We start from the raw sequence: 13,470 nt of genomic DNA, 5'->3' as shown, positions 1-13,470 counted from the left end.
CCGCCGATTCTGTTGAAAAACAACGTGTTGCTGGCGCAGAAAGTTGTGTTCAAACGAAGCGCAAGCGCCTTTCTGATCATGCTTTGCACGTTTGCTGCGGTGCAGGAAAGATCTTGGCTAGTTTGCGGAGGTTTTGGTCGGTTGCGGCGAGCAGGAATTCATCGTTCGCGCCGCATGGACCGCGTAATCGCAATCGTCCCAATCCGAGGATGCGTTTCAGATGCGCGAAGAGCATTTCCACCTTCTTTCGCAGTCGCATCGAGATCGCATATTGCTTTGTCTTGGCAATATCACGGGCAACCTGTCGGGCATTTTCATGTTCTTCGCGGGTGATCTTGCGTGCATCTGCTTTCGGACAACACATCATCTTCGATGGACAGGCTTGGCAGGTGTGTTTCAGAGCCTGGTACTTGGCAACGCCCTTGCCTGTGGGTTTACGGTTCGGGTCAGAATAATTGCGCCGGAACTGTTTGAGCGGCTCACCTTCGGGGCAGATGTATTGGTTGTTCTCAGGGTCCCATTCAAAGTCGGTGCGGGACCATGTCCCGTCTGTGCGACCAGCTTTATCCAGCACGGGAATGTGTGGTTTGATGTTGCGATCAACGAGCCATCCCAACATCGGGCCAGATCCGTAGGCCGTGTCTGCAATCAGCCTTTCAGGGTGAAGATCGAAACGCCTTTTAACCCGGTCCAGCATCGTCTTTGTCGATCCGAATTCGGCTTGCCGGATGGATCTGGTCGCTTCGACATCCACAATCACGCTGTGATCTGTATCGATGAGGTAGTTATCGGAATACGCAAAGAATGCTGGCGCCTTGTGCGCCGCTGTCCATTGGCTAGCTGGGTCCGAATATGAAATGAACTTAGGCTTGACCGGCGATGCAGCACCAAACGCAGCCTCATCCAGAGTTTCCAGATATTCCCGAACAGCACGCGGTGCGGTCTTGGCATCGATCCGTGCAGCATCCCATTCTTCCTGTGATGCTGAATATTGCTTGGTCGCCTCCGCCTCAATCAAGCTGGCATCAATCGCCATACGCTGGCCGCTGACCAAACCTTCTGCAATGCACCGTGCAACTGTCGTTTCGAACACGTGCCGCAAGAGTTCACTCTCACGGAACCGACCATGGCGGTTCTTGGAAAAGGTCGAGTGATCCGGCACTCGATCAGTCAGATCGAGGCGACAAAACCAACGATATGCAAGGTTCAAGTGCACTTCCTCGCACAACCGCCGTTCCGACCGGATGCCAAAGCAATACCCCACAAGCAGCATGCGGATCAGCAACTCGGGATCGACGGAAGGGCGACCTGTATGGCTGTAAAAATCCGCCAAATGACTGCGGATACTATCCAGGTCAACAAATCGGTCAATCGACCGCAGCAGGTGATCTTGGGGAACGTGGTCCTCTAACGAGAACTCATAGAACAGTGCGGCCTGAGCTTCCTGTCTTGGTCCCATCATCATCCAATCTCCCTTTCAATAGGAGAATTGAATCAGCAGGATGGCATTCGATCAAGACAGAGTTTTTCAACAGAATATGGCATGATCATCGCAATAATACAGTATCTGGTGGGGTCATGACTAGTGAAGTTGCTATGTGCTCAAGTGTCTAATTTTCTGATTGGTTCTTTTGGAGCAGCAGTTCCGTTAGCTGATCAGTTGTCAATTCATCTAACGCACAATGCAGTTCCAGTCTGCCAGGAGTGACTGATCCAGAAACATGCAGGATCCCGATCGGAATCCGGAGTACATCACAGACACGCAATAGGTTTGTGTAGCTGATGGACCCATCACCGTTTACAAACGTTCCTAGCGTGTTGACGCCGAGTCCAGCTTTTTGGCCTACTTCTGCGGCCGACGTTCTTTTTAAAGCGAATGCAACGCGTAGGTTTTGCCGGACGATGTCCAGTCTAGGTTCATATTTTTTCACTGGATCACTTGGTTTTGTTAAAGGCGCTCAAGTTGGGCAGGGTATCACATTCGTTGTGAATACGGGAAGTCGTGAATGACCTTCGGCTGGGAGAGATGGCGACACCTTGGGAATATTGCTGCACCTAATCAAAAAAATTAAATTTGAGATTCCTTTAGTCAACGCCGATGCGAAGCAAAATTTCTTGCCTTGCTAAAGTCAGTGGACTGACATTTTTTTGCGTCGTCAAAGAAACGTCGCCGGGATTGAGACCCCGTTTACTCGTAGGTGCCTAAAGCCGCACCGTTTGTTGCGGCTTTCTTTATGGTCAGGCGTTCAGGGCCGCTTTGTCGCGGGCCGCTTCCTACGAGCGGTAGTCTCAACATTGTTCGTCTGGCCGCCAAGGGTTGTGCCTTTTGCGGTCGGTTGGGAATGCTGACTTTAGGAGATTGCATATGTGCTGCACAACAAAACCGATCGATTCAACAGAGACTTTAACCGAATTGCTTTCAAACGCCCATTCTCAGGCGCGCGCTATACATCATCTGGCTATGAATGACGGTAATCTTCCTCTTTCTAACCTACTTAATATGATCGAAGGAATGTCGTGCCTATTGGAGCGTGCTCTTTCTGAGGTCCACGAACGATCTGGCGATTTGTGGTTGGATATCATGAAAATTCAGCCAGACGTTCAGTCCAAAATACTTGAATTTCAGGTAAATCCATCATGAGAGGGCTCGCTAACTTCGCCTTCGAGGGTCGCCTGTTTCGGGTGGTTGAACGGGATGGAGAGCCGTGGTTCATTGCGGCGGACGTGTGTCGAGCTTTGGGTATTCAGAATATTGCTCAAGCAATTGGACGGCTGGATGAAGATGAAAGGGGTGTATGTTCAACATACACCCCTGGCGGAAATCAGGAGGTCTCTACCGTTTCCGAATCCGGTCTCTTTTGTTTGCTCTTGAGAAGTCGAGATGCTGTGAGCCCAGGCACTCAGCCGCATCGCTTCCGAAAATGGGTCACGGGAGAGGTGCTGCCAGCAATCCGCCAATCGGGCCAATATAGCCCGGCTGCGCTGCGCCATACACCTGTGCATTCGGACACACTCCATCAGGCGCTTGAGATTTGTCGCGAGATCCGATTGACTTGGGGCCGCGCTGCTGCCCGCAGTTTCTGGATCAATAGCGGTTTGTTAGATCTTCATAACCCTGAAGCTAGTCCCGATGACATGTCCGACACCGCTTTATTGTTGTTTTTGAAAGATAAATGCGAAATCACAGGATCGCATGGGGATTTTACGCGGTCACGTGAGTTATTGGCGGCGCTATTTTCCTATATAGAGGCGCGTGATCTTCCACGCATCGGGCTGCGCACTGCTTCGAACGCTTTGCGTGCTATGTCCGCCACCTATCGAGAGCCAGGCACCGGGGCACGGTTCTGGCACCACAAGCGGTCAGATACGGGGTATTGCGGTGTCAATCTGCGCCAATGATGCAATTTCCGGGGAGGGGTGCCGACGTGCCTCGCAAGGGAGCGGGGCGGCGGCCTGATCGTGGCCGGGCCGAGGCCACGCCCCCTGCTCCCCGCACCCCTCTGCAAAAAATAGTCAGCGTTGGGATTATCTGGATCCCTGTTCGGGACCGAGATAGGGATTTATTTTGCGATACTTTCGAGAGAATTATCTCAAGGTTTCAATCTGTTGCGCGATATCAGGGACCGGAGGGACTGAAATCCAGAACTTCTTTTGCTTTTGCACAGGGTAGGGGGTGCGGCCCGATCCGCCCTCGCGCGTAATGTGAGGTTCTTGGTCCCTGTAATCCCTAACTTGCGCTAGACTGTTTGTTTTCAATCACTTAGCGTTTCATGTCAGTCCCTCTCTAGTCCCTGATTGTTCCCTGAATGGGAGTAAGTCAGTCGCTAGCGGGGAATATCTCACTGTAGAAATAACAATATATTGTGATATTCTCTTGTCCGGTAACGACATGAGGGATTTGAGATGCACCATACAACCTATTCAACCCCGGCCTCTTTGGTTGCGGCGCTTAATCTTGATCTGATTGCTGTTGCGGCCGAGCGGCGTCAAGCTGTCGGCAAAGGTGATGGCGAGCGGCCGTCTCCGAGCATCGCCTCTGATCCTGTGGCTTTGGTCGAGATAAATGACTGGATGCCGGGAGCGCTGGAGGTGATGATTGAGCTGGGGCAGAAAACGGCCAAGCGTCGAGCGCCTGCCTTCCTGTCGCGGTTCAATCCCAATGACGGCCGCTATCTGGTGGCGATGGCCTATCTCGGCGCGGTCGAGCGGATCGGCAGCTTGAAGAGCGTGACGCTCTCCGCCGAGGCCGAGGTCTCGGGCGGGTCTGGCGTTGTCAGTGACGGCGGCGTGACGTCGCGCGTCCAGGACGTGACCCTTGTGCGGTTGGTGCATGGTGTTGCGAACCGATGGAAATGGGATCTTGCGCGCCGGTCGTTTGTCCGATCAAAGCCTCATGTTGTTCTGTTGCCCCGTCGCGGCAATGAGCGGGATCCGATCACCGCCGTCGCGTTGCTCAACGCGATCCTGATCGAGGGGCTTTCGATGGCCGAGATCCTGCGTCGGTTTGGGTGGTCGGTGCAGTCAAAGCACCGGGACCAACTCACCGAATCCGCCGAGCAAATGCTTCAGCGGATCGGCGACAAGCTCGGCTATTCAGCGCGGCTCTGATCGAGTTAGGACCGCTTTGTCGCGAAAAGTTTGACAGATCGGACCTCTCTCACGTACCGGATTCGGCATGGTCGAAATGACCCGGCCGGGCGGCTCTTGTCTCAGCTCCTTCATCTTGGTCATCCGCCCGGCCAACTTTCCCAAAAGTTTCAGCGATTGCGAGGCCGGAACACGGCGAAAGATCCTCGGCCATGGCGGCGGCTTTACAAGACCGCCTCTTAGTTGCGTCTCGCAAGGGCGCAGAAAGAGCGCGAGCCGCTTTGAGCAACCTGCCAGATGCTTGACAGGACGAATGATGGAAGCCTCAAGGGTGATGGCACCCCTCAGACGGACCCGCGTCGCCGCAATCTGGTTGCGGATCATAAGATCCCCCATCGTGGAGACGAGCCTTGTTCTATGATCCTGACAATCTGCAATCGCTCTGCCCTGATCATCATGATCGGGATAAGCAGATCGAGGAGATTAAAGGTTACTCGGAGCGGCGCGGTGCGAATGGCTGGCCTATAGATCCATGGCACCCGGCCAACCAATAGAGGTTATGCCTCCGTCCTGAAAATTTTTCAGGGGGGGGGGAGGGTGAAAAACAAAAGGCTCAACGCTTGGGACCGGAGAGGGAGCCTTTCTGTGTAACACACGGGAATTGAATAGAGTTCTCCACTCTGAGAGGTGATTTGATGAAAGGCCGTAAGCCCGAAGGGGGCGGCGCTGTCGTTCCCATGCGGGAGGATGTTGTTGACCAATTCAATCTTGATGAGCGCGGGCGCGAGCGGATGCTTTCGCTTGAGCCTGAGGATCTAAACCCTGCTCACCGCGAGATCTATCGCCGCCTTGCGCTGCCTTTGTGCCACCCGACCCGGGATCGGTTGAATGAGGCAAATATTTTTATGTTTCACCAGCTCGTGCGGGCGGTTGCGCGGCACGAAAAACTTTTGATCGCTATCGAGGATAGTGAAACCTACACCACAAAAACCCGGGATGGCATACAGGAAAAAGCAAAGCCCGAAGTTGCCCAGGTCAATGAAACCTTTCGTCAGATCCGCACTTTAGCCGGTGAGTACGGCATGACGCCGCAAACCGAGCGCAGCCTGACAGGCGGCGGTCAGATGGGCTTTAACTTCCCGGATCCAGCAGCGGAGAACTATTTCACATGAGCGACGCGACGCGGATCCCTCCGCAAGAGGATCCGGTCACGGCATGGGCGCAGGAAGTGGTAGCCGGTGAGGTGGTGGCAGGTCCTAAAATCCGCGCCGTCGCCGCTCGACATCCGCGCAACCTCGATTAGGGACCAGCGCGAGGTCTGGTCTGGCATCTGAATGCGGCGCATCACGCGATCGGGTTCTTTCCGAAGATGTGCTTTCTAAACAGTGCACGTTTGAGAGGCGGCCGTTCAGGTTGCTTCCGTTTCTGGCGTTCTGTGTAGGTGCACTGTTCGGCTGAAAATGTTCCGAGGATCATCTGGATCCCGAAAAGTGGGACCGCCGTCGCGTTCGTTGCAGCTATGACCAGGACGGTCAAGTCACGGCAACAGCCCAGCTAGCGGCCCTATTCTGACCGAGGGTTATCTCGCCTGGGAGGGCAAGACCGCCAAGCAGATGCGGGCAAGCGCTAGGATTGCACACCTACATTTCTGCAGTAGGCGCAATCAGTCTTGGGGGCAATAAAGCACCAGACTTGGATTGATGCGCAAAGCGATGGTGGTCCCATCGAACTGACACGCAGCGCCCTTTGTTATCAGATGTTGGTGTAGATCATCTCGGATCAAGCGAAAGATCGGGATGTGTCCCTGGAATCACTATGCTGGAGTTGGTCCTCGAAGGCTGCGCTTTTTCAATGCGGAAGATGAGGAGGGAAGGGCGTCGCGACATCACGGGTCCAGATCTCCGGAGGATCTGGCGGCGACGCTCCGCAAGGTCTTTTTCGTGTGATCCCCGGGCGGAACGGGTAGGGAACGCTTGCACCAGTTTTGCACCAAAGTGTGGTGCAAGTGCTCTAAACGTCACAGAATATCAATGAATTTCACAGAATTTTGTGACATTAGGTTTTTATACTTTTTTACTCAAAAACCCTTGTATTTCTTGGCGCTTATCGAATACACCGGCCAGCGGAGACGTGGCCGAGTGGTCGAAGGCGCTCCCCTGCTAAGGGAGTAGGCCCGGAAGGGTCTCGAGGGTTCGAATCCCTTCGTCTCCGCCACCAAATCTTCGTATGATGTTTTTTGTGATGGCTTACACGTTTTGAAGGCTTTATCCCCCACATACGCCAAGAAATAACGTGATCGGAAGGTTAGGGGTTTCGTTTCCAGCACTCAATGACCCGGCCCTTCGAAATACACGCGGGACGCGGTGGGTGCGAAGCTTGCTCTCGTAATCGACCATTGGTGCCTGGATTGTCGGTAAATCCGCTAAAACCACCGAAATCGGTACCGTTGGTGTTGCAAGAGCCGGCACTACCGGGGTGTTTCTGAATTCGGATGACTGTTCGGTATGAGGCTGCTGGCGCTCGAAAGGTTGACCACCGGTAAAGTTGATTCAGCGGACAGGTCCTATTTGCCGGTTTGACTGCCTTGGAACAGACTGCGGATTACCCGCTCAACTCCAAACTGGCCGATGGAAAACTCTGCAGAATTCTACCGGTCCATTCCTTTGGGACGGCGCAAAGAGCTGTGGACAGACCGTCAGCTAAGGCTGCATTGGGTGCGGAAACGGAAACAGTGTGGTTGCTTGGGCTTGGGCCGAATGGGTTCAGGATATGGCCCTGGTCGCCCGGCAAGAGCGTGCCTGCAACCGATGATGTGGCTACTGAGCGTTCTCGCAAAGTGATCTTCCTGAGGACTTGATTATTGTGACCAGCAAGGCCGACCCGCCAGTCTTGCCCGTCACCTCGCTGACCCATTGCCACGATTTCTCCCATGTTAACCAGAACATCGCGTAAGCCAAAGGACCGTAACAGCGCCGCAATGCGATCGGTGATTGCGCCTTGTGCGATACCGTTCAATGTCAAGGCTGAGACACCGGGCTCTGGCAGCTGGATAGCATCAGCGTCATATCGGACTCGGTGCCAGCCGACAGTTTCTTGGGCGGCAGTCAATTCAGAAGCGCTGGCGCGCGCGGCCATCGCCCTCCAGACGGGTTGTATTGTGGGGTCAAAAGCCCCGTCTGATGCACTGTGAAGGGTCGAACACAGGCTCAGTACATTCAACAGCTCGGGGGCTGGTTGCTGCAGCAATCCGCTTCGGTTCAGCTCTGAAATCTGTGATCGCGATCGGTACAGACTAAAGATATCTTCCAGCCGGTTCAGTTCAGCTTCGATTGATGTCAGCAGGGGCGCCGCCTCTGCCTCAGAAAGGCCAACAAGGTCAAGGCTGGCTCTGGCCCCCAGCGCGATGCCACGCCAATGCGCGACTGGTGCGCCAGATGCGACCGCCGGTAGCGCGGCGCATGCCGCAGACATGATCAGAAAACGACGTCGGGACAAACGGCTCATGCTGGTGTCTCCAGTTTCAAGTCCAGATCGACGGGGCCAAGCACTTCGGCGTCGGGTATGTCAGTCAGGGGCAAAGCGGACCCTCCGTACAGGATGATGAAGCTGTCCGCATCGGTCGGGTCGGCAAAGGGCACGACCTCGCGCGCGCCCATGCCGCCGGCGACATTGGCCCCGACGACGAAAGTCGCACCTTCGGCATTGATCCAGTTGGATTGACCTGGTTGATGCCAGCTTGGGGCGGTTCCCATATCGCTGACATAGATTGCAACAATGGCTGCCTCGCGTTCGGGGCTTTTGAGATAGGCAACCATGTCGCGAACCTGCGCAAAAAACAGCGGTGTGGGATAGCCGTCGAGGTGAATCTGTCCTTTTGGACCGCCATGTTCAGCTATATTCATCTGGCAAAAAAAGCTGAGTGCGTCTGGTGTCAGATCGACCGGGTCAGGCGCGGCAATCTGTTCTTCCTTACAGGCAGTCAGGGCGAGTAGAGCAATCAGGAAAAGACGCTTCATGGCTCGACCCTTCGGAACGCGAGCCGGGCAAGTGCAAGGCCTAGCAGGGGCCAGATCAGCAAAGACAACGGGGCGGCCCAGACGGGCAGAGCCTGCGCAGCGCCGGTCATGCCGGATGCCATCGCGACGCCCTCGGTTGCGGCGATATTCCACAGACGGAAAGCGTCGGCTGGGTTGGCCACCATCACCCATGGAAAGACGGATTGAGTGAAGGTGCCGCCCTTGTCCATGACGACGGCCCCCAACAGGCCCAGATCATAGAGGACGACAAAAACCAGCCAGAGCCCGGCCGACAGACCTGCTGCCGCCGTGGCCCCCTTTGCCAGGGCGGACAGCAAGTATCCCAATGCCAGAAACACGGCGCCCAGCACGATCGAAGTGAGGATAAGACGGACCAGAGCCAACAGGCTTTCTGGACCGGCGCCACCGAACCATGCTGCCACCGCGCCAGCCGTGCCAAAACCTATGGCCATCGCAAAGGCAAGCGCCGACAAATGGGCGGTGAATTTTCCCAACAGGATTTCTCCGCGCCCGGCGGGATAGGACAAGAGCAGCGATAAGCTGCCCCGGTCCACATCGCCTGCGATGGCGTCAAAGGCAATCATCAGTGCCAGTAGGGGGGCAAGATAGACCGACAGCGTCGTCATCGAGGCAACCGAGACAGTCAGCATATCTACGCCAAGCGTGCCTGTGGGTGCACTGCCTGCAAAGGTAAGTGCCAGCGCGAATAACACCATGATCAGTGTCGCCATCAGCAGCCAGCGGTTGCGGCGCAGGATCAACATTTCAGTGCGGGTGATGGCGAGGAAGCGGATCATGGCCTCTTCTCCTGTGCATAGTAGCGATAGAGATCTTCCAGCTTGGGCGGTGTCATTTCCACATCTGCCACCGCATCGCCCAATCCGGCGATCCGGCGCAAGGCCTCCATCTTGTCGTCGACGGTGCAGAGCAACTCAACGGACGCGCCATTGATCCGGCTGCCGCCCAGTTTGGCGGCCAAGGCGTCAGGGTTAGAGCTGGCGCGCACCTTCAGGCGGATTGGCAGACCCGCCAGTGCCGAAAGGTTGTTTAACGTGTCATCGGCCACCATCCGACCCCCGCGCATGATTGCGATCCGGTCTGTGCGGGCCTCGACCTCAGTCAGGGCATGCGATGCGATCAGGACGGCGGTGCCTTTTGCGGCCAGTTCGTCGATGATGGCGTACAGATCCTGCCGAGAAATCGGGTCCAGTCCGCTCGTCGGCTCGTCCAGCAATGCCACTTTCGGCTGCCCCAGCAGCACTTGCGCCAATCCCAGACGTTGCCGCATCCCCTTGGAGTAGGTCCCGATCCGTCGGTCCAGCGCGTCGCTGAGGCCAACACGTTCCAGCAAACCGGGTACATCGGCCTTGGACCCCGAGAGCTGCGCGAACAGCGTCAGCTGTTCCCGGCCCGTAAGCGCCGGGTGGAAGGACACCGCCTCGGGCAAGTACGCCGTATCCCGCCGCGCCTGTGCGCTGCCGGGTGTGGCGTCTCCGATTCGAATGGCTCCGCCCTCAATCGGGATCAGGCCAAGGATTGATTTGATCAGTGTCGACTTGCCCGCGCCGTTATGGCCCAGCAGCGCCACGCGCTGACCGGGGGCAAGGGACAGGGTGATATCGTCAAGAACGCGGGTTTTGCCTCGGTCCTTACAGACGTTGTTTATCGTCAGGGCCTTATCCGTCATGAGGCACCTTTTTCATAGCTGAGGGTTCAGGGGCTCGCATCAATGGATTGCTGTCCATCACACCCCCCGGCAATAGTGCCGGGAAGGCTGATTGCGACCAGCGCACCAGCTGCACGGCAGGGGAGCCGAGCAGCAGCTTGGCTGCGGGTTGGGTCCACAGCACATGGTCCATCGAGTCATTGGGGCGATAAGGGGCATCAGCGACGCCGTTGCCATCCACATCATAGGCGGCGAAATCGGACCAGTAATTGCCGCGCCCGTCTTCAGACCACTCGACCCACTTGGTCGAAACGTATTTCACCTGAGTCCGGTTTCCGACAAAGGCGTTGCCGACGATACGGTTACGTTCTGACCCAGCAGTGAAGTGAATGCCGATGCCGCAACCCTCGAACCAGTTGTCGGTGAATTCGTTCTTGTTCGAGTTATACAGGAAGGTGCATTTCTCCTTTGCACCCTTAACGACGTTCCCGGAAATCACGCTCTTGTTGGCGTAGTTCAGCATCACACCATGTTCGCGATCATCAATCGACACATTGCCGGTGATTTTGACATTGGTCGTGAACATCACCGCATAGCCCAGATCATTGCCGATCGAGACGTTATCGCTGACCACCGAGTCGTCGGCATACATGTAGTGCACCGCGAACCGCAGGTCGCGGAACAGGTTTCCAGTAAAGGTGTTCTTCTTGGACGAGTTCACAAAGATCCCATCGCGCCCGTACCGGATATCATTGTCTTCGACCCGCGCACCCGGTGCGTTCCAGACATAGACGCCGTTGCCGCGGTCATTCATCCGCTTGTCCTGACGCCCTTCGATCCGGTTGCCGCGCACGACGCTGTCCTTGGCGCCGTGGATGTCGATGCCATAGAGATTGCCCAGCAACACATTGCCTTCGATCACCGGCGCATGGGCCGTTTTGACCAGCTGAATGCCACTGTCGATCCCATCATGGCTCGAGCCCGAACCAATCACGGTCAGACCGCGCACGGTCACGCCCGGTCCGGTCACGGTGATGACGCTGCCGACGCCTTGTCCGTCAATGGTGGCCTGCCCCAGCCCATCAATTGTGACGGGCCGGTCCAGAACCAGTGTTTCCGAATAAACGCCGGGGCTCAGGCGAAGGGTGTCTCCATCCGCCGCCTGTGCCAGTGTTTCATTGATGGCCCCCGCCCGATTGGGCACGTCCCAATCCGCCGCCCAAAGGGGCGAGCCGAGCAGGAGCGGTATGAGCAGGGGCCAACGCATGGGTTATGCCCCCGCCGGTTCGACCAGCATCCGGCCGCGCATTTCCATGTGCAGCGCGTGGCAGAACCACTGGCAATAGAACCAGTGCACGCCCGGACGGTCGGCGGTGAAGGTGACCGAAGCGGTCGCCATCGGCGCAACTTCCATCGCGATGCCGTAGTTGCCAAGACAGAAGCCGTGGGTCACATCGTCCACGTCATCCAGGTTGGTGATGTAGACTGTTACCTCATCCCCTTGTTTGACGGTGAACTTCTCAAGGCTGAAGGTCGGGGCCTGCGAGGTCATATAGACCCGCACCTTGTTGCCGTCCCGGATCGGTTCCTCGGCACCATCTTCCAGATCGATGCCATCGGCCTCAGCCTGTTTGCGGGCGTCCTCCCAGGTGATGTCGTTACGGTCCCAGACGTTGACCGGGTTGACGATGTCGGCGCGCACCATGATCGAGTCATGCGGCTCGGCAAAGGTCGGTCCGTCGTGAACCACCTTCATCTCGTTGGTTGAGATATCGATCAGCTGCTCGTTCTCAGGCTTAAGTGGACCCGTGTTCAAGAACCTGTCTTTCGAGAACTTGTTCATCGAAATCAGCCACTTGCCATCAGCCTCCTTGGTTTCACCCATGGTGGTCGAGTTATGGCCCGGCTGATAATGCACATCGACCTTCGAGATGATCGGATCTACATCGGCGCCGCCGTAAGCCTCGATTGCCTTGTCGAGGTTCCACTTCACGATCTGACTGTCCAGGAATAGCGTGGTGAACGCGTTGCCCTGGCCGTCATAAGCAGTGTGAAGCGGGCCAAGACCCAGCTGCGGCTCACCCACGATGCAGGACCGTGGATCGGCATCACTTTCGAACAGAGCGTCCAGTTTGGTGACATCCATGATCGATACGGTCGGCGACAGTTTACCGTTGATGCAGACATGCTTGCCGTCAGGCGCAGTGTTGATGCCGTGCGGTGAGTTCGGGATCGGGATGTAACGGGTGTATTTCTTGTTCTGACCCTTACGGCCGTCCAGAACCTTGACGCCTTTCAGCTCCTGATAGTCACCTGCTTCGATACCTGCTTCGATTTCGGCGAGGTTGAAGACAACAACATGGTCCATCTCGTTCTCGGTCATCTCGGCCAGGTTCATACCCATTTCCGAGTTGTACGAGGTCGAATAGGCGTATTTGCCCTGATAGTCGCAGTCGGTGTTGTCGAGGTTGCCCGACACGATCACCTGCCATGCCACTTCCATGGTGTCGCCGTCCAGCGCGGTGAAGATGTTCACGTATTGCGACGGATCGTCCAGCACAGTGCCGTCATTGACCAATGGAGTTTCATCTTCGCCATTGGCAAAGACATAACCAGTGCGCGGGAATTTCTGCGGACGCAGACCATGGATCGCCTTGGCGTTCGGGATTTCGGTGATCTTGTCGCATTTCATCACGTCGCAGCGTACGCGAGCAACGCGCGTGTTGGCCTTGTCGTTCATGAACAGGTAACGGCCATCGTAGGTGCCGTCGGTGAACGACATATGCGGGTGGTGCAGGTCACCGTTATCGTAGGTTTTCATGCCGCGCTTGGCGAGGAATTCCTTGGTTTCCGGCAGCAGGCCATCGGTCATGATCTTCAGCGATTCATTGGTCTGACCCCAACCGGTGGCCGAACAGCGGTTGAACACCGGCACCCGCATCAGCTCGCGCATGGACGGGAAGCCCAGAATGCGCAGCTCACCGGTCTGACCCGAGGACCAGAAACCGTAGTATTCGTCCAACTCACCAGGTTCGAGATTGGCATTGGCCGCGGCGCTGGCCTGTTTTGCGGTCATCAGGGTTGATCCCAGACCGGTTCCGGCCAGCACGGCGCCAGTGGCGGTCGCCCCCAGCATACCGCGGCGTGTGACGGTTAGTTTGTTGTCATGTTCCGACATGA

The 13,470-nt window shown here is 56.3% G+C and carries 10 protein-coding genes and 1 tRNA gene; 4 read left to right on the top strand and 7 right to left on the bottom strand.

From position 1 onward, the window contains the following. Positions 1-76 precede the first annotated feature (76 nt). The gene (locus AC2FIC_RS12285; protein ID WP_496691885.1) at positions 77-1,462 is read right to left on the bottom strand and encodes an IS1182 family transposase; all 1,386 of its coding nucleotides are present in this window, start codon (positions 1,460-1,462) and stop codon (positions 77-79) included. Positions 1,463-2,637: 1,175 nt separating this feature from the next. Here AC2FIC_RS12285 and AC2FIC_RS12280 point away from each other — a divergent pair. The 4 genes from AC2FIC_RS12280 to AC2FIC_RS12265 all read left to right on the top strand — a co-directional run bounded on the left by AC2FIC_RS12280 (position 2,638) and on the right by AC2FIC_RS12265 (position 6,801). Next, positions 2,638-3,399: a BRO-N domain-containing protein gene (locus tag AC2FIC_RS12280; protein ID WP_282021683.1), complete on the top strand. Its 762-nt coding sequence runs from the start codon at positions 2,638-2,640 to the stop codon at positions 3,397-3,399. 504 nt (positions 3,400-3,903) lie between these two features. Beyond that, the gene (locus AC2FIC_RS12275; protein ID WP_282021682.1) at positions 3,904-4,608 is read left to right on the top strand and encodes a hypothetical protein; all 705 of its coding nucleotides are present in this window, start codon (positions 3,904-3,906) and stop codon (positions 4,606-4,608) included. Positions 4,609-5,282: 674 nt separating this feature from the next. After that, complete coding sequence (locus AC2FIC_RS12270; protein ID WP_496691884.1) at positions 5,283-5,759, top strand: P27 family phage terminase small subunit; 477 nt, start codon at positions 5,283-5,285, stop codon at positions 5,757-5,759. 952 nt (positions 5,760-6,711) lie between these two features. Beyond that, positions 6,712-6,801 (top strand) — tRNA-Ser (locus AC2FIC_RS12265). A gap of 387 nt (positions 6,802-7,188) precedes the next feature. On the opposite strand, the gene AC2FIC_RS12260 is transcribed toward AC2FIC_RS12265, so the two are convergent. From AC2FIC_RS12260 to nosZ, 6 genes are read right to left on the bottom strand one after another with little or no spacing between them, the layout of a single operon-like run. Next, positions 7,189-8,091 (bottom strand): FAD:protein FMN transferase, encoded by a 903-nt coding sequence (locus tag AC2FIC_RS12260; RefSeq protein ID WP_496691883.1) that lies wholly within the window; start codon positions 8,089-8,091, stop codon positions 7,189-7,191. Next, positions 8,088-8,603 (bottom strand): nitrous oxide reductase accessory protein NosL, encoded by a 516-nt coding sequence (locus AC2FIC_RS12255; protein WP_142635212.1) that lies wholly within the window; start codon positions 8,601-8,603, stop codon positions 8,088-8,090. The genes AC2FIC_RS12260 and AC2FIC_RS12255 overlap by 4 nt, the downstream gene beginning before the upstream one ends. Then, entirely contained in the window at positions 8,600-9,421 is an 822-nt protein-coding gene (locus tag AC2FIC_RS12250; protein WP_496691882.1) for an ABC transporter permease, read from the bottom strand. The genes AC2FIC_RS12255 and AC2FIC_RS12250 overlap by 4 nt, the downstream gene beginning before the upstream one ends. Further along, a complete protein-coding gene (locus AC2FIC_RS12245; protein WP_496691881.1) occupies positions 9,418-10,311 on the bottom strand; it encodes an ABC transporter ATP-binding protein in 894 nt (297 codons plus the stop codon). The genes AC2FIC_RS12250 and AC2FIC_RS12245 overlap by 4 nt, the downstream gene beginning before the upstream one ends. After that, a complete protein-coding gene (locus tag AC2FIC_RS12240) occupies positions 10,301-11,557 on the bottom strand; it encodes a nitrous oxide reductase family maturation protein NosD (RefSeq protein WP_496691880.1) in 1,257 nt (418 codons plus the stop codon). The genes AC2FIC_RS12245 and AC2FIC_RS12240 overlap by 11 nt, the downstream gene beginning before the upstream one ends. Before the next feature lie 3 nt (positions 11,558-11,560). Continuing rightward, entirely contained in the window at positions 11,561-13,468 is a 1,908-nt protein-coding gene (gene nosZ / locus AC2FIC_RS12235) for a TAT-dependent nitrous-oxide reductase (RefSeq protein WP_142635219.1), read from the bottom strand. Positions 13,469-13,470: the final 2 nt, after the last annotated feature.

It is taken from the genome of Ruegeria sp. CDSC079, assembly GCF_059610505.1.
This window is presented reverse-complemented; position numbering and strand designations above follow the sequence as displayed.